We start from the raw sequence: 21,000 nt of genomic DNA, 5'->3' as shown, positions 1-21,000 counted from the left end.
ATAATAGATTTTGTCGTTATTCTAATATTACAAAACATTTCAATATTGTAAGATTAGTTTTCTATTTTATAATAGTTATTTTTAGAAAAGGTTATAGTGACTTTGGTATATTTATTTACTTCGGATTCTATTTCTATTTTATGACCTAGTTTTTTTAAAAGATTTTTAGCAATATATAACCCTAATCCAGTTGACTTAGTTGTAGTTCTACCATTGGTACCGGTAAATGATTTGTTAAAGACTTTTGGTAGATCATTTTTAGGTATACCAATACCATTATCGGTAATAGTTAAAATTACTTTTTGGGTGGCCTCTTCTACTTTAATTTCTATTTTTGGTACTTTTATATTTCTTTTGTATTTAATACTGTTATTGATTATTTGATTTAGAATAAATTCTAACCACTTTTCATCTGTTAAGACTTTTTCGTTACTAGTTTTTACAATGAATTCAATATTGTTTTCTAGTAGGTCATCTTTATTTTTTAAGGCAACGGAGGTAATTATCTTTTGGAGAGAAACTTCTTTAATAAAAAAGTCTTCTTCAGAAGTATTACTTCTTACGTAATATAGCACTTGATCAATATAATTATCTAGTCTATCTATTTGAGTTGTATATTTCTTTGGAAGTGTTTCTTTAGAGTTATGAGTCATTAAAACAAGACTGGAGATAGGTATTTTTACTTCATGAATCCAGAGTTCAATATATTCTTTGAAATTAGTAAGACTTAGTTTATAGTCTTTTAATTCTTCGATATAGGATTTATTTATGTCATAGAAGATTTGGTAGATTAACTCTTCTTCTGTAGTTTTTGGCTTATCTAACATTTCTAGGACTAGGTACTTTTTATCTAGGTTTATTAGTTTTGATTGAATAGTTTTATAAAATGAGTTTTTCTTGGAGTATTCTATTAATAATAAAGTTAGGACTAGAATAATTTGAAAAGTAATAAATACTAAGATTAGGGATTCGTTACTTTTAAAAGCTATTAAGAGCATAGTAATTATTAAGATGTTTATGATATAGATAAAAATGGGTAGAAATTTATCTTTTAAGTAGTTAGTTATTTTCATAATAATTTATAACCTTGACCTTTCCTAGTTTCAATAACATCTTTTAAACCAAACTCTTCTAATTTTGTTCTTAACCTACTTATATTTACCGTTAAGGCATTATCATTTATATATTCATTATTATTCCATAAGTCTGTCATTAGTTCATCTCTTTTTACAATGTTACCTTTATTATTTAAAAGATAAAGAAAAATTATCATTTCATTTTTAGTTAGGGACAATTCTGATGTTTCACTTTGTAAGATACCTTTACTAGGATTTACAATGATGTTGTTGTAGATAAGAGAAGATGTTGTATTTTCGGTTCTTTTAAGGACATTTTGAATTCGTAATAAAAGTATAGTTGGATTATAAGGCTTAGTTATATAGTCATCTGCCCCATAGGACATAGAAAGTATTTCATCTACTTCTGTTACTCTACTCGTTAACATAATAATGGGCATAGTCGTTTTTTTACGTAGTTCTTTTAAGATTATTTCTCCATTGGCAGTAGGTAGATTAATATCTAGAAGGGCTAGATCTACTTTTTCTTTTAAGATTAGTTCTACTGACTTTTCATAATCAGTAATAACTAAAACTTGGTATCCAGCATTTTTTAATAATTCTTTTAGTTCTAATGCTATAGAAGTATCATCTTCTAGTATTGCTATTTTTTTCATATGAGACCTCCTTAACTATATTATATCATTGAAAGAGGTATTTATTTGTTACAAAAATGTAAGGATAAGAAATAAGTTTTAGTAATAAAAAAAATTGTGTAAAAGAAAAAATATGATACTTAGAGTACCATATTTAAACTTTTAATATTAGATATTTTCGTTATTAATTGCTGCTAAAAGCATATTATATTCGTCTATTAGAGAATCTGATGTGAAGGCAATTGAACCATTTTCTACTTGCCAGTTATCTTTATTTTCTATTAAGAAATTAATTACTTCTTCTTCAGCATTTATTAAATCAATTATACTATTTAGTGAGTCAAATAACTTTTCATCTTCTTCATCACTTTCTAGATTACCTACTACTTCATCTTTATAAAAATCTATGTAATAGTCATCTAACTCTTTATCTAGATATGACATAGCTTTTTCTTCTGTAAAATAATCATTATATTTAATCATACTCTGCTCTAGTGTTTCTTTAGCACTTTTTAGGTATTCTTTTGTTTTTACAAAGTCTTTACCATCTTCTTGGTAATTATCAGCTGTTAAGACGTATGATAGGCGATCATTTCCTAAAACGCTTGTAATATCAGTTAAAATAGTAAAACAATCTTTGGTATATTTTTTGTAAGCTACTTCTACCTTTTTGTAATCGCCTGTTGTTACAGTTCTATTTAGTATTTTATTAACTTCTTTTTCATCATAGTCTTCTTTATTAGTTATTTCATATAGATAATCTAGTTCTTCTTTTAACTTTTTTTCTTGGTTTAGATCAACTACTACTCCATAGATAATTAATCCTGCTATAACTGCTACTATGGCACCAATTATAATTAATATTTTCTTTTTACTTTTCTTTTCTTTCTTATTTTTCATAAACTACTCCTTTTCTTTTGTATAAGTTGATTTTATCATAGAATCAACAATTGTGTCTAAATAATTTCTTACATCCGGATCAATGTTACGCATGTTTTTGTAAAACTCTTTGAAATCATTAAGATTAAGTTTTAAGTCACTAGAATATTCACTTGGTAGATTGGAAAAGATAGTTTCAACTGTATCTTTTACTTTTTCTTGATCAAGTTTTTCATAGGCAGTAGTTGTTGTTTCATGGAACTGTTTACTGATGCTTGATAGTTCGCCTTTTATAAAATGTTCTCCAAAACAACACCAAGAAGTTGGATAATGTTCATTGAAGGCATACTCAGTACTTTTTATTACATGATAATCTTTATTATTTAAAATAGTTCCTACTACTGAACCTGTTGGGATAATATTTACTAGCTTTTTATGTAGTCTTTCATATTGAGGACTTTTATATTCTTCTTTTCTAAAACCAGGGCCATCAAAGTTATATACCGCTACTAGTCTGTTGTAAATATCATCACTTGCGGACATGATGCTTGACATTGCAAGGTTACCACCTTTAGAGTGACCTGTTACATAGACTTTTTTATCTTCTTTGGTTAGAGTTTTTAAAAGATATTTTTGAGCTAGAACTTGAGTATATGTTGGATATTCATAACCTAGGCGAAAGTTTTCCATCCAACCAATTAGAGAACCATCAGTACCTTTATAACTAATAATAGTTAGATCATTAATTCGAATGGTTACTGCTCCAAATTGAGTATTATTATCTCTTACTTTTTCAAAGTTAGATATTTTTAAGTTTTTATATCTTTTAGAATCTTTAATTAACTCTAGTAATTCATAAGATAAGGGTGCCATTACCCCTGATGATTTATCTTTTTTAAAAGATATGGCATAGTCATAAAACTCTTTTAGACTTTTTGCCTCTTCAAATGATTTAATTGGTAGATAGACAATGATTGCTGCTAAAAGAAGGTCTTGAGCATTCCAATGAACTTCTTCTAGAGAATTATCTTTATAAAAATTTATATAGTCTTTTATTGTATACATATTATTACCTCTTAGTTATTATATTATAAAATCATAGATATTTATTACTTTATCTTCTTTTCCCATAATTTTCTTATGATATTTAGTGATGCAGTTGAAAGGGTAAAACCAATTACTGGTACTAGGGATGATAAAAATATATTATTTATTTTAGTAGTTAAATAAGAATAAAATACAACTACAATATAGGTTAAAATCATTATACAGATTCTTCTAGTCCAACTAGTTTCCCAACTTTTATTTAGTTCGACTTTCTTATTTCGTTCTTCTATTTTATTAACTCTTTCTTCTAGTCTCATAGTAATTTACCTTCTCTTCTTCAATATTTTTAATAATCTTATTATATAGTTTTTTTACTTTTAATTCAAGTGATGTTACAGATAGAAAAAGAAAGTTAAATGCTTAACTTTCTATATTCTTTTGGTCCTATTTTCATAAGTAATTTATATAAGATAAAAGTTATTATCATTAATAATAGAACGTGTATAAGCATTAGATTTGTTAGAGGATAATTTTCGCTAAAGTAACCTATTCCAAAAATACTTATAATAGCAAGACCCATACCGGTAAAGATAGAAATCATACTACTAAGACTTTGTTTTACTACTTCTGTATCACTTGAGAAATTTAGTTTAGGATATTTTAAATTTACTAATAGTCCAATAATAGCAGTTAGTGTTGGAACTATTAAACCTAGTAATATTAAAGATATTGTATAAGTAATATTTGGAGTAAATTTAATGATAAATAATATAATTGATAGTAAGATAAATGGGAGTTCTATTGTTAGAGCCATTAATATTTTAGAGTTTAAAATTGTTTTTTCTGATACAGGTAGACTCTTGGTAATATTAATAGTTTTTCCTTCTAGAGAAATACTAGATGATGTTATAGAAGTTAACATACCAGCAAATAATATAATTGTGTAGAATAAAAGATTTATTGTAGTGTTAATATCAAAATCCATTGATTTTAACATACCTTTAAATTCTGTTTCACCTTTTATAAAGAGAAAGCAGGACATGATTAAGATTAAGATTAGGCTAAAACAGGTATTAAACATATATACTGGTGATGAAAAATATCTTTTTAATTCTTTTATAGTTAGGGCTTTTAATGGTGTTTTCTTTTCTTTAAAGTCCTTGTCTTTTAATTTTTTAGACTTAGTAGAAATTTCTTTAGAATTAAAGACTACTTTAAAGTAGAATTTTGAACCTATATAGATAAATATTAATAGTGGAATTAGACATATTAAAATTAATTTTATTAATGTTAAAAAATTGAAATTAGTTATTAATTCTATATACGCTCCAATTGGATAATATATTTTAGTTAACATATCATTGATACTAGTTGCTTTTGTGGCAATGTTTTCAATAAAATCATTTAATCTTAAACTTAGAATATAGATTATTAGAAAAACAATTATAGATAGTATAGTTTGAATTATTTTTTTAGCTTTAAATTTACTAGATATTGTCTTTACTAGATAACCTATTATACTGGATACTACGGTTGGTATTAAAGGTATTAGAATAGTCATTAGAATAGATATTAAGTAGAAACTTAAACCAGGTCGTTCAAAAATGATATAGACTATAAATGCTGGTAATAAGAACATTAAGTTATAAATATACTGAAAAAGTATTAGTTTAAATATTCGTAAAAAGAGAATATTTGATCGTTTTATAGGTAGAGAAAATAGCAAATCACTATCTTTAGCATCAAAGAGAATTCCTTGAGACTTATAAATACCTGACATGAAGGTTAGAATTGTTACTAAAGTCAAAAACATAGATAACATGACATAAGTTAGATTTACTTTATGTAGTGGTTCTGCTAACATATAGGCATAAGCTCCGATTGATACAGAAACTATTCCAAAGAGAAATATGGGAAAGAGAACTTTTTTTAATTTATTGGAGTTTTTTACAGTGTTATATTGGAACATATTCATATCTTGAGATAGACTGGCTTTGAGAAGTGAAAGTATTTTTTTCATTTTTTATCACCTAATTCTAAGAAGACTTGTTCTAATGACTCGTCACCTTTAATGTCTGTCATCTTACCAGTTTTCACTATTTTGCCAGATTTAATTATAGCAACATGATCACATAGTTTTTCAGCAACATCCAGAATATGAGTTGAGAAGAATACGGTTTTACCAGCTTTTGCCATTTTCTTCATTAACTCTTTCATATCATAAACAGCGTGGGGATCTAGTCCGACGAATGGTTCATCCATAATTAAAACTTTAGGATTATGAGCTAAGGCAGCAATAAGGGCAACTTTTTGTTTCATGCCATGAGAATAACTTGAAATATCATCGACTAATTTGTTTTCTAGATCAAACATTTTAGCATACTTTTCAATATTCTTATTTCTTTCTTCTGTTGGCACTTCGTACATATCACAAATGAAGTTGATAAAGTCAATTGCTCGCATATTTTCATATAAGTCAGGATTATCTGGAACGTAGGCCATTTCCATTTTACTATTAATTGGATCAGTCTTAATAGATTTTCCATTAATTAAAATATCTCCCTCTTCGAAATCTAAAATACCAACAATTGACTTAATCATAGTTGTTTTACCGGCACCATTATGACCAATGAAAGCGAATATTTCTCCAGAATCAATTTTTAGATTTACATTATCTAGGGCTTTTTTAGTACCATTGTAAGTTTTACTTACATTTTTTATTTCTATCATAGTTATACTTTCCTTTCATATTTATGCTATGTAGCCTTATTGTATCATACGATACAATATTTGTATAGAAAAACAATTCTATTTTTGTTTAGAATTGTCAAGACTGTTAATATAAGTATTAAACTCTTTAAAAGTTTGATTTGGAGTTACTGTTGGATACTCTGTTACTGGTCTTGCTACGCCATCAGCTTTTTTTTCGTAAATAGCATTAATTTTTTCTATAGCTTCTTTTTCTGATGCAAAATGATAGATATCTACTCTTTCCCAGTCAGGATGTTCTATTTGATGAACTTTTCCTTCTTTAGTATCTTGATAGTATAAAACAAAGCAGTGCATATGTTCTTCGGCATCTAAATCGTTAAAGTCATCTTTTTCATATACCCTAGTACAAAACATTTTGTTAGGAATACCTAGTATGTCTAGGAGATAATGCATTAAGTTTACTTGTTCGATACAAGTTCCTAGGTTATGTTCTAGAGACTCTTCGATACTAGCGGTACGATATAGTCTACGAATATTTTCTAGGTTACCGATGTGTTCTTCATCATTTATATCTAACCAGCCATATCTTATATTTTCTTTCATAAAATGTAAAATATCATCTGGAGTTTTTATATCATTTATTGTCATAGTAATTCTCCTTTCTAATTTAGAATTTATTATTTTATATTGGTTTTATCTAACATCTTTTTAAACATTAAACCATGAGATTTGACCATTTTCTCAGTTTCAATTAGTTTTAAAATCTCAGCTTTTGTTAAATATTCTACTTGTTCTACTTCTTCTTGCTGAAGTTTTAATTTAGCTATATCAAGATCTTTTTTTAGATAGTATATTTCTCCAAAGGGGATGCCAAATAGTAAATCACCAATATAGATGATATTTTCATTAGAAACATCTAGGCCTAACTCTTCTTTGGTTTCTCTGATGATTGCTGTTTTTGGTGTTTCACCAGATAAGACATGGCCACCAGTAGTTGCATACTTTTCTCCTTTTTCTTTAGATGTTTTCTGAATCAAATATTTTCCTTCACTATTTTCAATAAAGATAACGGCGACTAAGATATGCTCATTATCTAAGAGTTTGTCTCCTCTTTTAATCTTTTTATTTAATTTTTCTTTCTTTTCATTATATATATCTAAGTATTCCATATTTTCTCCTATTTAAAATGAACATAATTAAAGCCTAGACGACTATATACATCATATGCTCTTGGTGTTTTTAAGATTCTTGCAAATATTAGGTTGTAAAATTCGTCAAATAAGAATATAGAACAAACAATTATACTTATAGTCATAAAACGTTTTTTGGGAATCTTTTTTGCTTGTGAAAAACAAAATGGTATTATGACATACATCAATAGTAGGGCTGATAATCCAAAAAACAAGACACTTCTTAGACAAACAAAGCCGTTGATGTTACCAAAGTTTAGAATTTCTTGATTGTAATCCCAGCATCTTTTCCCATTTCCAAGAGTATACATTCCAAGTCCTGAAAGGTATTCTAGTATACCAGTTGAAAAAAAACTTAGTAAAAATACTTTCCATGGTTTCTTACGATGTTTATAAGTAAGTAGATAAATCATGATAGAACCTGTTGCGTAAATATTAATCCAAGGTAGGAAGTTTCCACCTCTCCAATAAAATTCTTTCATACCTCCATTAAAATAATAGAAGATAAATTCATATAACCAACCAAATATTCCTGTTATTACAATTACTAAACAAAAGATTCCAATTATGGTTTCTTTATCAAAATTATGATCTTTGTTTAGATAGTTTTTATATTCTTTTTTGAAATTTTTCATACTACATTTTACTCCCTTTATTCTTTTAACTTATACGATAATGTCCTATTATATCAGTTCTTTTTTCTAAAATATCTTCTTCATAATAAACTTGAAACTCATTGGCGTGATGAATAACAAAACTTATTCCTTTTTTATTTCTTTTATCCGATACTATACCAATATGTTTTTTAAAGATAACAATATCTCCACCCTGCCAAGCGGCTATATCATGGATGTTAGTTGTTAGAGATTTAGCATTGTTTGTAAAATATACTCGTAAGTTTTTTACTCTTCTGAAATCAATGTTTTTGTCTATTATGTCAATATTATATAAATTTTTATGTTTTTTTATATCTTCATTTACTAACTCTTTTAAGTCATATCCTGCATCTAGCAAGGCAAAAGCAACAACATCTGTACATACTCCATAATTATCGTTTGGATAACCGGTTTCATAATATTTACTTTTATATTTTGGATGTTTAGCAATATATTTTCTTGTATTTTGCAAGATATCTGTTTGATCATCTAGACCATCATTATCTTTATCAATTTTACTTGTATATGTTTCTATATTGAAGTCTCTGTTAGTATACGTTTTGTGAGGTATGATTTTTTGTGAAAAAATAGATACTACAATTATAATTACGATGAGTGAAATAACTATCTTTTTATTCATAGTACACCTTACTTTCTAATCTTCTACAGTTTTCTTTATAGCTTTTTCTAATACTTTTGACTTTTGTAAAGTATCTGCATTTTCTCTAGCTAGATAGAATACTTGCTCTACAGTAGATAGTGGAAGACTTTTATATTTTGCTTTTTCCTTTGTAGCTTTACGTGGAAGAAGTATTTGACCTTCTTCTTTATCTCTCATATATTCAAATGAAACTCTTCCTAAACTACCTAGCAAACTAAAACTAACAAATTCATAAGCTCCAGCATCAAAGTAGTCAGTTACTTCTATATCAGTATATTTTTTATTTCTTAATGATGCATTAAGTGTTGAGTCGTTCTTTATTTTTTCTTTATAACTTTCTTTTAATATTCTTTGAATGTTTTCTAAAAATGTTAAATATCTGGCTCTTATTTTTTCATCTTCAAGTAGTTCTTCTTCATTAATTTCTGTGATTGTCTCTGGAGTTAAAGTATAGTTTTCTATTTTATCTCCACTATAATCAACTATTCTACCAAGGGTGGCGTTACAATAATGTGTTTTCTTTCCAGATATTATTCTTATTATCGAACCACCGTATAGAGTTTTTATTAGTAATGATACTAAATCACTTTCACCAATATCTTCATTTTCTTTATTTTTGGTTTCACCATTACAAGCCTTTTTTATAAGTTCATGTAAATTCTGCATAAAAATCACCTGTTCTCTCCTATAAATTTATTTTAACATAGAAAAGGACTATTTTCATCTTTTTGTTGTTAATTTAAAAATACCTTTGAAGAGATAAATGCTTTACTTTCGCAGGATTTACATCTATTACATTGGGATTTAGACTAAACTTAGTATTAGGGATAGTTCTAGTTATCATTCCTTTTGTTTTTTCTCTTTGTAAGATTACACCTTTTTCTACTAAGGGAATTATTCGTTCTTGTAAAAGTATACGTGGTTTTTTAGGTGGGTTGTATCCATTATAGAAAGTTACTAAATCCTTTATTGTTAGTTGACTTTTCATAGTTAAGACGTAATTTAGTAGTTGTAAATCTTCATTCGATAGTGTTTCTTCTGTATTTTCAACTATGCTATGAAGAACATGTTCTTTTTCTAACTCTGTTTCCACGTGAGTTATCATATATTTTAGAAATAAAGTTATATCACCATGACTACGTCCGGCAATAATAGCTTTTTCATAATCCTGTTTAGCAAATGCAATTGCTTGATTAAATATTATATATGGATAGGCCTTAGTATTTAATAAGTGCCATAGTGATAAAGTTCTACTGGTTCTACCATTTATATCAAAAAATGGATGAATGTAGACAAAATAGAAATGCATTACTTGTGACTTTATAAAGTTTTCTATTTCATCTTTTGGATTGTCCTCATTAATATAGGCAAAGAATTGATCCATATAATAGTCTATTCTGTCGGCAGCCATTCCAGTAAACATATCGTCGCCTATGTGAATTCCTTTTAAAATATAAACTGGTTTAGTACGATAATATTCTCCCATGTTTTCTTTATCGTATTTTGATAATAATTCAGCACTTAAAATTCGATATAGTTCTTTTAAGTGCTCCTTGTCTATTTTTTTATGAGTTAAGACGTATTGATAGCCATGATATAGATTTATAATTCTTTTTCTTTCATGTTCTGAAAGAGAAGATTTTTTCTTTATAACTTCATCTATTCTAGTTAAATCATCATTAATACCTTCAATAGTGTTATTAGACTTTAGTTCTTGAGACATCATCATTCTTTTAGCAAAACTAATTTTTCTCATATAATCTTCACCTGATAAAAGTTCTACTAATTCTGTACAAAATTTTTCCAAGTAAGCTTCATTGTAACGAATTTTTTGACCGTTTGCAAACTCTAGATTTAAACGCTTGAATGAATTCATATGATTACTTCTTTCTTTATTAGTGTCCTTTATTATAACACTACTTTTGGTAAATATAAATGTCAATGTTTTTGGATAATGTTGACACTTTTGTTACTGATTTTTTTTATTTTTAATTTTAAGAGCTGATAGTTCTTGAATGAATATGATTATTCTGTTATGATTAGTTATAGTAGAAAGTAAAGGAGTTTTTTAAATGAATCAAGACAATAATAGTAATAATTTTAATAATATGGGAAATGGGTTCAATAATCAAATGCCTAATCCAAATGATGGACTTGGTAATCAAGCAATGCAAAATAACAATGGATTTAATAGTCAAAATAATGGATTTAATAACTTCCAGGGCAATAATCAAAATAATCAACAAAATCAATTTAACAATTTTCAAAGTAATAATGGAATACAAAATAATGGATTTAACAGTATGAATAATAACAATGTTTCTAATGAGTTTAATGGATATGGAAATCAAGGCAATAGTCAAATGAATTCACAATTTAATGGTAATAATAGTTTTCAAAATAGCCAAGGTATGGGAGCTGGCAATATGAATCAAGCACCAGCATCATCTAAGAGTAATAATGGTAGCAAAAAAAATTTACCTATTGTGATTGGGGCTTTGGTAGTTGTTGCTGCTGTTGTTGGTTTATACTTTGGAGTTTTAAAAGGAGAGGTTGTTACTTGTACATCTACTAGTGATTTAGCTGGAATTAGTTACACTTCTAAAGCTGTTGTTAATTTTAAAAATGATAAAGCTATTAAGGCAAGTGCAGAAATGGTATTTGATTTAAGTTCTCAAAATACAACTATAGTTGATGAGTTTTATAATAGTTTAAAAGAAAGTGGAGAAAAAGAATATGGTTCTAAATTCAATATTTCTAAGAAGGATAAAACTATTATGGTTGAAATGAGTGCTAGTTCTAAAGAAAATGAGTTTGAAGCAGTATTATCTACAAGTACTGATACTACTTTAGATAATTATATTAAAACAATGGAAGCAAATAGTTTCACTTGTGAAAAGAAATAAGTAAATAAAAAAGCAAAGTTATGATATCTACTCTAGAAAAGTTTCTTAGATACTTTGCTTTTATTGTGGAATTATTTTGATAAATAGTGCTTTTTATTTTTAGGTAACTTTAAAGTTATCTTTTCTTTTTGTTCTAATTCTAAGAGTTTGACTTTGTTTTCTATGCCCCCACCATAACCAGTTATATTATTATTCGTGCCTATTACTCGGTGACAAGGAATAATTAAACAGATAGGATTCCACCCTACTGCTCCTCCTACAGCTTGAGCAGACATTTTTTCTAGACCTTTGATACTTTTTTGTATATTTCATAGCATCACCTTCTTGTTTTATTATAGTAACGAATGATTAGTACTTGATTAAGTGAATGTCCTCTTTAGTGACAAGTTTTATGACTACTTTGTGTTAAGAAAAAATTAGACCTCGAGATCTAATTTATTGTCTTGTTTTAAACGTTATCCATTGTCCATTTATTAAGACATCTATGGTACTGCTGTTACCTAGTTGATAACTAAAGTCTCCAGAAAAGTTTGATTGATTGTTTTTAGTTGGGATTTGATCATTTTCAACATGAGAAGTAATTTTTCCATCCATGACTCCACATCTAGCCTCTTCACTTACCTCACCAGTATCATAATAGAGTTTATCATTTACTTTGATGATTCTTTCATATAACTCGTTTTCTAATTTGCCTTGTTCAAAAACTATTATTTTTTGACTTTTTATTTTTTTAATGTCGCTAGATGAGAAAACCCTTTTATAAAATTCTTCTTGAGCTTCAGTATTATTTTTCTTTAAACCAACCACTACGGCGTTTTTACCCTCATCTACATAGTTATAGCTATAATTTGGTATTTCATCTAAATTAGACGTCATATAGTTTATGATCTTACTATTGACTTCTGTTGGAGTTAGGTTATTTGCTTTCTTATTTAAATAACTCATAGTAAAGCCTACTATTAAGCCTATGACGAAGATAATTGATAAGATGATGATTCTTTTTCTTTTCATATTTTTAACGTTACAAATTATATTTTTGTTTGTTCCTTTCTTTTACTTATATTTTTATTTTAACACATTTTTTAACTTTACCAAACCTAATACAATATGAGAAAAAGTTTTTATGCTTTTTTCCTAGAATTTTGTCAATTTCATTAGCGACTTTTACATTTTTCTCTCGATCATCAAAGAAGATAGTCTCTTCTTTTTTACGTAGTAGTAAAATCTTTTCATTTATATTCATAAGCTTTCCTCATTTTCGCTTTTAAGTATATCAAAACCAATTTATTTGTCTAGCAAATGTCTTTGGAAGTTTGTAAAAGTTATTTGGCAGTTAGTAAAGAAATTATTTATTCTACGTTTTTTAAGGAAGAGACCATATTGATCTTTTTTAGGTTATAATGAGTTACTATATTTACGATGATTGTAAAAATAATAGTCATTAAAGCTGATAAGATGTAGCTAATTGTGTCAACTCTCCTATCAAATAATAAATAGTCTGGTTCACAAGTTGAAATAATATAATGACATAAGTATGAACCGGATAGTAGACCTAGTGTAATACCAATGGCAGTTAGAATAATAGTTTCTCTAGTTATATATCTATCAACTTCACTAGGATAAAAGCCTAGAACTTTTAGAGTAGCAATTTCCCTTTTTCTTTCACTTATATTAATATTAGATAAATTATATAAAACAACAAAAGCTAGTAAGGCTGCTGCAACTATTAAAATGGCAACTATTGAGCCAATTGATCCGATTATATCGTTCATAGTATTTTTCATATCGATGTTATTTACAATAGAAGTTATTTCACTTTTACTAATGTATCCTTCATCAAAATTATTTTTTTCTTTGGCGCTTACATTATTTAATTTTACAAGATAAGAATTTGTTTTATAGTTGCCAAAGATCTTTTCATAAGCTGTTTTTGATAAATATAAATATTGGTTTATGTAGTTCTTGACGATTTTGTCAACTTTTACTTGGTGTTTTTTATTGTTATCATCTAAGATTGTTATTTTATCTCCTACTTTGATGTTTAGTAGTCTAGATGTTTTTTCACTGATTATACAAGTGTTATCTTTAGGAGTAAGATTTTCTTTTTTATTGTCACTTACGTCTATTAGATTGATAACTTTTTTCAATTCTTTGCTTACCTCTGGAACGATTATAGTTACTTCTTGTTCTTTTTTATTATAAGAGATAGTAGCAGTATTAATATTTGTTTCAACTACTTCTTTAACGATAGGGTTGTTTAGTAGTTCATTTTTTAAAGTACTTGTATTTGCTGTTTCACTTAGCATTAGCATTTTATCGTATTTAAAAATATTAGTAAATTGAAAATTATTAATACCTTTTATGGAGTCTCTTAGACCAAATCCAGTTAATATTAGAGCTGTACAACCAGTAATACCAATTATGGTAGTTAGAACTCTACTTTTATATCGAAAGATATTTCTGATGGTTATTTTACTAGAAAATTTTAATCTTTTCCAAATAAAAGTTATGTGTTCTAGAAGAATCTTTTTACCTATTTTAGGTGCTTTAGGACGCATTAGATTAGCTGGTACATCTTTTAAGTTTTTAATACAAACAAAGATTGCCGTACCACAGATACAAATAATACAAATTAATAGCCCAATTATATTAGCTGATGTATCAATATCACAAATAAATTTTGGAATGGTAAACATAGTTTTGTAGGCATTCCAAACAACTCTTGGGATAAGTAATGAACCCATAACTATGCCTAAGAGACCTCCTATTACAGTTGCAAACAAGGAATAAATTATGTATTTTGATGTTATTTGGAAACTGTTAAAACCAAGTGACTTTAGAGTGCCATTTTCAGTTCTATCTTCTTCAATCATGCGCATCATAGAAATTAGACTTACTAAAATAGCGATACAGAAGAAAATTATAGGGAAAACATTACCTATTTGTTTTAGATTTTCACTACCGTTGATAAGTTCTTTGTAAGAATTATTGTCTGTTCTATCAAAGATATACCACTTAGGAGTTGTAAGAGCTGTTTTGTCTAGAGGTATGTTGTATGTTTCTGCTTGTTTGATAATGTCACCATATAGTTCATCATACCTAGCAGTTTCTCTATCTTTTTTTATTTTTTCAATATTAGTGGTTGCTTTTTCAATACTCTTTTTATACTCTTTACTGTTAGTTATTTTGTCTTTAGCGCCTTTTATGGTTAGATAGACATTGGTATAGACATCTTGTTTTATTACGTTTTCATTTAGGTAGACAAGGTAGTTTACTTTGCCATTACCAAGAGTAGTAGTTGGCCTATCATTACTGAAATATAGAGGACTTAGCATAGTACCAACTATTTTATAGTTATTATTCTCAATACTTATACTGTCATTTATCTTTAGGTTATTATCTTCTAGTAAGGCTTTTTCTACTACTATTTCATTATTGTTACTTGGTAGTCTTCCTTCTTCTAGATAGACGTTATTTATTTCTTTGTTTAGACCAATTAGTTTTAAAACATACTGTTTATTGTTAAGATTTAAGTAAGCATCTTTAGAGTATGTTCCAACTACTTTTTCAATATTTTTGACTTTTGATAGTTCTTTGACATCTTCTTTGGTCAAGCCTAAGTTAGAGACAACTTCGATGTCATAAACATTATTTTCATCATAGAAGTTATCAAGTGTTTTAATCATGTCCGGACTAGCAGCTTGAATTCCAGCATAAAAACCTACTCCGAGTAAAGCCATGCAAAGTAGTGATAAAAATCTTTTATAGTTATCTTTTATTTTCATAAAGATGTGTTTTAATAATTTATTTTTCATATTACCACTCGATTTCTTCTATGTCTTTTGGTTTTTTATTGATAATAACATCTGCAGTTGCTCCATTTTTAAATTTAATAATTTTATCGGCCATAGGACTAATTGCAGAATTATGAGTAATAATAACGACTGTCATATTTTCTTTACGACAAGTGTCTTGTAGTAGTTTTAGGATTTGTTTACCTGTTTTATAATCTAGTGCTCCAGTTGGCTCATCACAAAGAAGTATTTTAGGATTTTTAGAGATGGCTCTAGCAATCGCTACACGTTGTTGTTCACCACCTGATAGTTGAGCTGGAAAGTTACTTTTTCTATTTTCTAGACCAACATTATCTAGAATTTTATTTGGATCTAGATGATCTTTACATAACTGAACGGCAAGTTCGACATTTTCTAAGACTGTCATATTTTGAATTAGATTATAGAATTGGAAGACAAAGCCAATGTCATTACGACGATACTTAGTTAATTCTTTTTCATTTAATTTATTTATAATCTTACCATCTACAATTACTTCACCGGATGTTAGACGATCCATTCCTCCTAGAATATTTAAACAAGTAGTTTTACCGGCGCCAGATGGGCCTAAAATGCAGACTAGTTCTCCCTTTTCTATTTCAAACGAAGTATTATTTAAAGCATTTATTTCAACTTCACCCATTTTATAAATTTTATTAACATTTTTAAATTCAATATATGCCAATACTATCATCTCCTTTTTTAGAATGTTCTAATATAAAGTGTTTTTAATAACAAATTATTTTTATATACTCTTCATCCTTTATATAATCATATTCTCTTTAATATCTGCATTAAATACTATATTCATTTATATTATATAACATTTTCTTTACTTTTAATAGATACTTTTTGTTCTAAATGTTAGTACCAATAATACTATTTATCTTATACTTTTGTTAATTCATTTTTACATATAAAAAACAGACGTAAAAATTTATTTTAATAAAACATCTGTTTATTTTATTACTTTTCTATAAGACAAGAACCGTTGTGTTCTTTAAAATAGTCTTCTACATTAGCAACAGCTTTATTAGCATCATCATATGAGTCCACATCTGTATGATTATAAATCCAAGCATCTCCACCAGAATTTATTACTTGATAGTTTTTATTGTATTCTATACTATATGAATATTGTTTCTTATCTATTTTACATGTAAGAACGTATTTTCCAACTACTTTATTACTCTTAGAATTAGTGTTAATATTAAAGATGATGAAAACCAGTATCTCAATTATAACTAAAACTAATAGACCAATTCCTACTACTTTTAAAATTTTAATGATTATGCCTGCAAGTTTTTCAGTATTACTAACCTTCTCCACTAAAATACTGTTTATGTCGTTATTAGTTAATTCATCCAGACTGACTTTGAATATTTCTGATAAAGCTTTAGCTTGTTTGATATCTGGAGCAGTCTCTTCCAATTCCCATTTTGAAATGGTTTGTCTAGTCACGCCTACTTTCTCAGCTAATTCTTCTTGTGAAAGATTATTTTTCTTTCTTAAATTTACTATCTTCTTTCCTAAATCCATATTCATTCTCCTTTCACAAATAATATATCAGTTTTTATTTTTTTACTCTACCAATAATCAGTGGAACTTTCGCAATTATTCTTAACAAGTTACTTTTTTCTATTTATATTTATAAAAACCTTCACCAGTTGATTTACCAAGTTTATTGTTATCAATGTATGTTTTTAATAATTTTTCCATACCCTTAAAATTATATGGAGCTAAGAAACTTGGTACTTTAGCGTATTTCTTTACTATTTCGTAGGCTGTTTTTAGACCAACTACATCTAGTATTTGAAATGGACCTTCTTTAGCTGATGTCCCTAGTACCCAAGCTTTATCAATTGTTTCTGGATTAGAAATGTTATTTACATATAAGTCTAAAGCAGAAAACAAAAATGGTATTAACATGGAATTTAGTAAGTAGCCTTCTTTTTCTTTTTGAAGAGGTAGAACAATCATATTTATCTCTTTAGCAAAGTCTATTACTTTATTAAAGCTATCATCGGAGGTTTTACTATGTTTCATTACTTCTGCTGTATTATTTTTCCAGATTGAATTTGCAAAATGTAGAGCTAAAAATTTATCTGGTCTTTTCGTGTATTTAGCAAGACTACTTGGTAACATAGTAGAAGAATTTGTAACAACAATAGTTTTCTCTTCCAAAATTGGAGCAAGTACTTTATATAAGTCTTTCTTGGCATTAAAGTCTTCGGTCATCGACTCAATTACTAAGTCGGCATCTTTTATAGCATCTTCTAAACTTAGCGTGAATTTTATATTTTTAAAAGCTTTTTTTACTTGAGATAGACTTTTTTCTTTATCAAAGTTATCGTAATCACTTATTCCCATACACCAAGCAGATAGGGTTTTATTTTTAACCATTTTATTAATTTCATTTGTATAAGTTTGTTTTAATGATTCTATTTTCTTTTTAGTCCTTTCAATACTTTCTTTACTTCTGGCCCAAATAGTTACGTTAAAGTTTGTATAGGCAACTTGGAAGGCTATTTGGGAACCTAATACTCCGCCACCTATTATTGTTATGTTTTTCATATTTACTCCTTTTAAAGATATTATTCTAGTTTTGGTATTCTTTTTATAATGATTATTTTTTAATTATAGATATATAAATCTGGTTTTTTCATATCTATTTTTTATAATTAATGTTTTAGTCTAGTAGTTTTAGAATGTATTTTATTTCTGTTTCTCTAACCGTTATTTTTATTTGAAATGTTTTTGCCTTATAATATATATTTTATTAGATATGGTACACTTCCATTTTTTTTATTTTATAGACAACTCTTAATCTATTTTTCTAATTATAGATTAAAAGTTGGACTATTACCAGTCTCATGAAGCTTTTTGGAAATTTTTTTGTTCTAGTTTTTTTATTATATTTGTACTTGATAAACTTTGACATTATTTTCTTTTAGGATAGTTATTAAATCTCTAGTTTTTAACCAGACTGTTGCGGTGTTCTCGTTTGGATGAACTCCTATTATTCCTGGTTCCTCTAGAAGTTCATTATCAATGAAAAATTCTACTTTATGTTCTTTATCATTTAATAGACCTAAAGGTGTAACTGATCCTGGTTTTAAATTAAGTAGCTCTAAGAGTTCTTTTTCGTTAACAAAACTTAGTGGTCTAGTATTGTTTTGATGTCTAAATTCTTTTAAATCTACTTTTTTTGTGCCTTTTACTGTTATTAAATAATAATTTCTTTTTTTATCATCACGGACAAATAAGTTCTTAGCATCACCTTCTGGATATGGAAGATCTACATCCTGTAAATCTTTCATATTATAGACAGCTTTATGTTTGGTTATTTCATACCAAATATTTTTTTGTTTTAGATAGCGATATATTTGTTCTTTGTTCATAATTATTTCTCCTCTACTTTAATTTTTTATTTTTACACCAAATAAGCAGGCAATATTCATAGCTTGAAAGCCATCTATTACTATGCCTTTTAATGAAGTTTGATCAAATAAAATATTAGTAATATCGCATGTCGAAAAATCAGTATCTTTTAGATTTGTTCTTATAAATTCAGTGCTATGTAATTTTACATTGTTTAACTCTAAATTAGTTAGATCTAGTCTTGAAAATGTTGATTCACTAAAATCACTTTCTTCTATTTTTAAATTTACTAATTTACCTGATGAAAAATTTATGTATTTAGCATTACAATTAATAAATTCTATATTCTTTAAAGAGGCATCTATAAAGCTTACACCTATTAACTTACAATTTTCAAATAACACTCGTCTTAAAAATTGTTTATCAAAGTTTTGATTAGATAAATCACAATTTTTAAAATGGACGTCTATTAAATCAACATTTTCTAGTTTTATCTTGGTAAAGTCAATATTTTCAAAAACACAGGTATCAAAAGTTATATCTTTTATTATAATATCATCTTCTGGTTTTTCTTTAAATAAGCCATTCGTAAAATTTTTTGTTTCTAAACAATCTAATATTTTCTTTTCTTCTAAATTGTGGAGTTTTGGCTTTTCTAATTTCATTAAATCATTCCTTTGTGATAGGTATTACTTTTTAATTATATCATTTATTAAAAAAAGAACCAATTTTATTCGATTCTTTAATCTCTAAATTTACAGTTTAAAATTCAGATGTAAATTCTTTTATTGTTTCTGGAGAGGTTGTGGATGATAATCTCTTTCATTGTTGAATATTCTTCCATATTGGTTAATTTTTTTGTGATGGCTGGTTGCAATGACTGGTTTTCCATTTCTATTGTTGTTGCGCAGTCTTGATATCTATTAATGTTCATTTATAATATATTTAAAGAGTCTTTCTCAATTTTACCTCAAGTTCAGTAAAACCTAATTTCTTATAAAGTTCTAGAGCTATTTTGTTTTCTAACATAACGTTAATATCAATATAGTTTACATTTAACTCCTGGCATTTTTTTAGTGCTTCTATTAACAAGCTTTTGGCAATCTTTTTATTGCGATGTTTCTCTAATACGTATAGTCCGTCTAATAAGCAGGTATTTTCCTCTATTTTTTTGATTAGTATATAACCAACAATTTCATTATTTAAGTAATATGCCAATAATTTAATATTTTTATCATTTAACAGTTTACTAAAGTAGTCCTTTATGACAGTATTTTCACTGATTGCCTTATTATATTTTCTTTCATCTAATATTAATTTTGTTAATAGTTTATCACATACATTTGCATCTTCAATACTAGTTACTTCTTTTATCATATAAATACCCTCTTCTTTTTTATTTATTCTATATTTTTAAAATGTTATGAATTTGATTATAATCATAGCTTTTGATAACTTGTTTTAGGTTACTGGGGATGATTTTAACTTTATCAATATTATTTATACTTATCCAATGAAATGTTTGGTCCTCTCGATCTAGACAATTAAATATTTCTTTTTCTATCGAGCCATAGTAAATGGCTTTATATAAAAATTCATATTGCATGATTTTTATGTTAAACTTATTACTTTTTTTGATTTGAAAATTCATACACACTCCACATGTGTGGAGTGTGACTAATTACATTTATATATATTTGTTAGTTATTTACATTATATTACTTATAAAACCATAAGGCACTATATATGTAATTGGTATGTCCTTTATATATATAAATTGTAATTTGATTAGCAATGACCTTCGTTATCTTCAAAATATGATTCAATATATTTTACTAAAACTTTAGCTTTATTAAATTGTTTATCTTTAACAACATTTATAATATAATCACTACCACTTGCATCAATAATATTATCATCTTTATCATATTCTATTAGATAAGTATACTTTTTACCATTAAGTTGGCATTTAAGAAGAACAGTTTGATTTTCTTTTATAGTCATAGAGTCTTTTTTTGCACCAA

The 21,000-nt window shown here is 27.0% G+C and carries 24 protein-coding genes and 1 pseudogene; 1 reads left to right on the top strand and 24 read right to left on the bottom strand.

Going from position 1 to position 21,000, the window contains the following annotated elements; translation table 11 throughout:
- Nucleotides 1-53: 53 nt before the first annotated feature.
- From Q0371_RS01350 to Q0371_RS01290, 13 genes are all read right to left on the bottom strand, one after another.
- On the bottom strand, nt 54-1,073 hold the full coding sequence (locus Q0371_RS01350) for an ATP-binding protein (RefSeq protein WP_298467333.1): 1,020 nt from the start codon (nt 1,071-1,073) through the stop codon (nt 54-56).
- A complete protein-coding gene (locus tag Q0371_RS01345; RefSeq protein ID WP_298467330.1) occupies nt 1,070-1,732 on the bottom strand; it encodes a response regulator transcription factor in 663 nt (220 codons plus the stop codon). The genes Q0371_RS01350 and Q0371_RS01345 overlap by 4 nt, the downstream gene beginning before the upstream one ends.
- A gap of 147 nt (nt 1,733-1,879) precedes the next feature.
- Nucleotides 1,880-2,611, bottom strand: coding sequence for a hypothetical protein (locus Q0371_RS01340; protein WP_298467327.1), 732 nt, complete (start codon nt 2,609-2,611; stop codon nt 1,880-1,882).
- 3 nt (nt 2,612-2,614) lie between these two features.
- Nucleotides 2,615-3,655, bottom strand: coding sequence for an Mbeg1-like protein (locus tag Q0371_RS01335; protein ID WP_298467324.1), 1,041 nt, complete (start codon nt 3,653-3,655; stop codon nt 2,615-2,617).
- A gap of 44 nt (nt 3,656-3,699) precedes the next feature.
- Complete coding sequence (locus Q0371_RS01330) at nt 3,700-3,954, bottom strand: hypothetical protein (RefSeq protein ID WP_298467321.1); 255 nt, start codon at nt 3,952-3,954, stop codon at nt 3,700-3,702.
- Between the two features lie 95 nt (nt 3,955-4,049).
- Entirely contained in the window at nt 4,050-5,657 is a 1,608-nt protein-coding gene (locus Q0371_RS01325) for a hypothetical protein (RefSeq protein WP_298467318.1), read from the bottom strand.
- Nucleotides 5,654-6,367 (bottom strand): ABC transporter ATP-binding protein, encoded by a 714-nt coding sequence (locus Q0371_RS01320; RefSeq protein ID WP_177542521.1) that lies wholly within the window; start codon nt 6,365-6,367, stop codon nt 5,654-5,656. Before Q0371_RS01320 ends, Q0371_RS01325 begins: the two co-directional genes overlap by 4 nt.
- Before the next feature lie 78 nt (nt 6,368-6,445).
- Entirely contained in the window at nt 6,446-6,997 is a 552-nt protein-coding gene (locus Q0371_RS01315) for a transglutaminase domain-containing protein (RefSeq protein WP_177542522.1), read from the bottom strand.
- Nucleotides 6,998-7,026: 29 nt separating this feature from the next.
- Nucleotides 7,027-7,518, bottom strand: coding sequence for an NUDIX domain-containing protein (locus tag Q0371_RS01310; RefSeq protein WP_177542523.1), 492 nt, complete (start codon nt 7,516-7,518; stop codon nt 7,027-7,029).
- Between the two features lie 8 nt (nt 7,519-7,526).
- Nucleotides 7,527-8,174, bottom strand: a complete 648-nt coding sequence (locus Q0371_RS01305; protein WP_298467310.1) for a putative ABC transporter permease — start codon at nt 8,172-8,174, stop codon at nt 7,527-7,529.
- 25 nt (nt 8,175-8,199) lie between these two features.
- Nucleotides 8,200-8,835 carry a DUF1287 domain-containing protein gene (locus tag Q0371_RS01300; protein ID WP_298467306.1) on the bottom strand — a complete coding sequence of 212 codons (636 nt, stop codon included), beginning with the start codon at nt 8,833-8,835 and terminating at the stop codon, nt 8,200-8,202.
- 15 nt (nt 8,836-8,850) lie between these two features.
- Nucleotides 8,851-9,531, bottom strand: a complete 681-nt coding sequence (locus Q0371_RS01295; protein ID WP_298467303.1) for a hypothetical protein — start codon at nt 9,529-9,531, stop codon at nt 8,851-8,853.
- 64 nt (nt 9,532-9,595) lie between these two features.
- Nucleotides 9,596-10,732, bottom strand: coding sequence for a Fic family protein (locus tag Q0371_RS01290; RefSeq protein WP_298467299.1), 1,137 nt, complete (start codon nt 10,730-10,732; stop codon nt 9,596-9,598).
- A 196-nt stretch (nt 10,733-10,928) separates the two neighbouring features.
- On the opposite strand from Q0371_RS01290, the gene Q0371_RS01285 reads away from it, so the two are divergent.
- Nucleotides 10,929-11,762 (top strand): hypothetical protein, encoded by an 834-nt coding sequence (locus tag Q0371_RS01285; RefSeq protein ID WP_298467296.1) that lies wholly within the window; start codon nt 10,929-10,931, stop codon nt 11,760-11,762.
- A gap of 71 nt (nt 11,763-11,833) precedes the next feature.
- Here Q0371_RS01285 and Q0371_RS01280 read toward each other — a convergent pair.
- The 11 genes and pseudogenes from Q0371_RS01280 to Q0371_RS01230 form a co-directional block, all read right to left on the bottom strand.
- Nucleotides 11,834-12,040: pseudogene (locus Q0371_RS01280) on the bottom strand (MGMT family protein); the annotation flags it as partial.
- A gap of 157 nt (nt 12,041-12,197) precedes the next feature.
- Nucleotides 12,198-12,707, bottom strand: coding sequence for a hypothetical protein (locus Q0371_RS01275; protein WP_298467293.1), 510 nt, complete (start codon nt 12,705-12,707; stop codon nt 12,198-12,200).
- 112 nt (nt 12,708-12,819) lie between these two features.
- Entirely contained in the window at nt 12,820-13,005 is a 186-nt protein-coding gene (locus tag Q0371_RS01270) for a hypothetical protein (RefSeq protein ID WP_021962692.1), read from the bottom strand.
- Nucleotides 13,006-13,111: 106 nt separating this feature from the next.
- A complete protein-coding gene (locus Q0371_RS01265; protein ID WP_298467288.1) occupies nt 13,112-15,577 on the bottom strand; it encodes an ABC transporter permease in 2,466 nt (821 codons plus the stop codon).
- Nucleotide 15,578: 1 nt separating this feature from the next.
- Complete coding sequence (locus Q0371_RS01260; protein WP_298467285.1) at nt 15,579-16,289, bottom strand: ABC transporter ATP-binding protein; 711 nt, start codon at nt 16,287-16,289, stop codon at nt 15,579-15,581.
- A 272-nt stretch (nt 16,290-16,561) separates the two neighbouring features.
- Entirely contained in the window at nt 16,562-17,134 is a 573-nt protein-coding gene (locus Q0371_RS01255) for a helix-turn-helix transcriptional regulator (protein ID WP_177542532.1), read from the bottom strand.
- Nucleotides 17,135-17,233: 99 nt separating this feature from the next.
- Nucleotides 17,234-18,169 (bottom strand): 3-hydroxyacyl-CoA dehydrogenase, encoded by a 936-nt coding sequence (locus Q0371_RS01250; protein WP_021962688.1) that lies wholly within the window; start codon nt 18,167-18,169, stop codon nt 17,234-17,236.
- Between the two features lie 338 nt (nt 18,170-18,507).
- On the bottom strand, nt 18,508-18,996 hold the full coding sequence (locus tag Q0371_RS01245) for a YbaK/EbsC family protein (protein WP_021962686.1): 489 nt from the start codon (nt 18,994-18,996) through the stop codon (nt 18,508-18,510).
- A gap of 18 nt (nt 18,997-19,014) precedes the next feature.
- On the bottom strand, nt 19,015-19,641 hold the full coding sequence (locus Q0371_RS01240) for a pentapeptide repeat-containing protein (RefSeq protein WP_298467275.1): 627 nt from the start codon (nt 19,639-19,641) through the stop codon (nt 19,015-19,017).
- Between the two features lie 280 nt (nt 19,642-19,921).
- Nucleotides 19,922-20,353, bottom strand: coding sequence for a GNAT family N-acetyltransferase (locus tag Q0371_RS01235; RefSeq protein ID WP_298467272.1), 432 nt, complete (start codon nt 20,351-20,353; stop codon nt 19,922-19,924).
- Nucleotides 20,354-20,764: 411 nt separating this feature from the next.
- A partial coding sequence (locus tag Q0371_RS01230) for a hypothetical protein (protein ID WP_298467270.1) occupies nt 20,765-21,000 on the bottom strand: 236 nt, incomplete at its 5' end.

It is taken from the genome of uncultured Psychrobacillus sp. (assembly GCF_938022135.1).
GTDB lineage: Bacteria > Bacillota > Bacilli > Bacillales_A > Planococcaceae > Psychrobacillus.
The sequence above is the reverse complement of the archived record's forward strand: the minus strand, read 5'-3'. Positions and strand labels throughout refer to the sequence as shown.

Coding starts and splice junctions, on each gene's coding strand:
- Q0371_RS01350 (WP_298467333.1), bottom strand. CDS start 1,073: ATGAAAATAACTAACTACTTAAAAGATAAATTTCTACCCATTTTTATC.
- Q0371_RS01345 (WP_298467330.1), bottom strand. CDS start 1,732: ATGAAAAAAATAGCAATACTAGAAGATGATACTTCTATAGCATTAGAA.
- Q0371_RS01340 (WP_298467327.1), bottom strand. CDS start 2,611: ATGAAAAATAAGAAAGAAAAGAAAAGTAAAAAGAAAATATTAATTATA.
- Q0371_RS01335 (WP_298467324.1), bottom strand. CDS start 3,655: ATGTATACAATAAAAGACTATATAAATTTTTATAAAGATAATTCTCTA.
- Q0371_RS01330 (WP_298467321.1), bottom strand. CDS start 3,954: ATGAGACTAGAAGAAAGAGTTAATAAAATAGAAGAACGAAATAAGAAA.
- Q0371_RS01325 (WP_298467318.1), bottom strand. CDS start 5,657: ATGAAAAAAATACTTTCACTTCTCAAAGCCAGTCTATCTCAAGATATG.
- Q0371_RS01320 (WP_177542521.1), bottom strand. CDS start 6,367: ATGATAGAAATAAAAAATGTAAGTAAAACTTACAATGGTACTAAAAAA.
- Q0371_RS01315 (WP_177542522.1), bottom strand. CDS start 6,997: ATGACAATAAATGATATAAAAACTCCAGATGATATTTTACATTTTATG.
- Q0371_RS01310 (WP_177542523.1), bottom strand. CDS start 7,518: ATGGAATACTTAGATATATATAATGAAAAGAAAGAAAAATTAAATAAA.
- Q0371_RS01305 (WP_298467310.1), bottom strand. CDS start 8,174: ATGAAAAATTTCAAAAAAGAATATAAAAACTATCTAAACAAAGATCAT.
- Q0371_RS01300 (WP_298467306.1), bottom strand. CDS start 8,835: ATGAATAAAAAGATAGTTATTTCACTCATCGTAATTATAATTGTAGTA.
- Q0371_RS01290 (WP_298467299.1), bottom strand. CDS start 10,732: ATGAATTCATTCAAGCGTTTAAATCTAGAGTTTGCAAACGGTCAAAAA.
- Q0371_RS01285 (WP_298467296.1), top strand. CDS start 10,929: ATGAATCAAGACAATAATAGTAATAATTTTAATAATATGGGAAATGGG.
- Q0371_RS01275 (WP_298467293.1), bottom strand. CDS start 12,707: ATGAGTTATTTAAATAAGAAAGCAAATAACCTAACTCCAACAGAAGTC.
- Q0371_RS01270 (WP_021962692.1), bottom strand. CDS start 13,005: ATGAATATAAATGAAAAGATTTTACTACTACGTAAAAAAGAAGAGACT.
- Q0371_RS01265 (WP_298467288.1), bottom strand. CDS start 15,577: ATGAAAAATAAATTATTAAAACACATCTTTATGAAAATAAAAGATAAC.
- Q0371_RS01260 (WP_298467285.1), bottom strand. CDS start 16,289: ATGATAGTATTGGCATATATTGAATTTAAAAATGTTAATAAAATTTAT.
- Q0371_RS01255 (WP_177542532.1), bottom strand. CDS start 17,134: ATGGATTTAGGAAAGAAGATAGTAAATTTAAGAAAGAAAAATAATCTT.
- Q0371_RS01250 (WP_021962688.1), bottom strand. CDS start 18,169: ATGAAAAACATAACAATAATAGGTGGCGGAGTATTAGGTTCCCAAATA.
- Q0371_RS01245 (WP_021962686.1), bottom strand. CDS start 18,996: ATGAACAAAGAACAAATATATCGCTATCTAAAACAAAAAAATATTTGG.
- Q0371_RS01240 (WP_298467275.1), bottom strand. CDS start 19,641: ATGAAATTAGAAAAGCCAAAACTCCACAATTTAGAAGAAAAGAAAATA.
- Q0371_RS01235 (WP_298467272.1), bottom strand. CDS start 20,353: ATGATAAAAGAAGTAACTAGTATTGAAGATGCAAATGTATGTGATAAA.